This window comes from Rhizobium sp. GCM10022189, assembly GCF_042656325.1.
Classification (GTDB): Bacteria; Pseudomonadota; Alphaproteobacteria; order Rhizobiales; family Rhizobiaceae; genus Rhizobium.
On record NZ_JBHSOR010000047.1, the window covers coordinates 1 to 515 of the forward strand.

Genomic DNA, 515 nt, shown 5'->3' on the forward strand with positions numbered 1-515 from the left:
AGCCGGACGATGCCGGCGGTGCGGTGGAAAGCGCCATGGCGATGCTTGAAAGCCGCCGGGGCGAACTGGATCGCATGGCAGGTTGGCTTGACGAGACAGGGCGCGCGACCGTGGTCGAGGGCGAAGCGGATGCGCGCCCGATGGGCAAGGGCAAGGGGCCAAAGCCGCCCGCCTACAATGTCCAGAGCGTCGTCGATGCCGATAGCGGCCTGATCGTCCACCACGACGTCACCGATGAGACAAGCGACAACCGCATGCTTCACCCGATGGCCAGGGCGACGAAGGACGTGCTTTCCCTCGACAGCCTGACGGTGGTCGCCGATGCCGGCTATTCCAACGGCGCACAGGCAAGCGCCTGCGAGGACGATGGCATCACGCCCTGCGCCCCGGCCAACCGCACCGTCAACAACACGGGTGACGGCACGCTGTTCGACCGCACCGCCTTTGCCTACGACGTCATGGCAGACCGGTTCGTCTGCCCTCAGGGCCGGATGCTCGAACGCAAGCAGGTCATG

The 515-nt window shown here is 66.4% G+C and carries 1 protein-coding gene; it reads left to right on the forward strand.

The annotated features are described in order from the left end of the window. A partial coding sequence (locus tag ACFPWW_RS20025) for a transposase (RefSeq protein WP_377313045.1) occupies positions 1–515 on the forward strand: 515 nt, incomplete at both ends.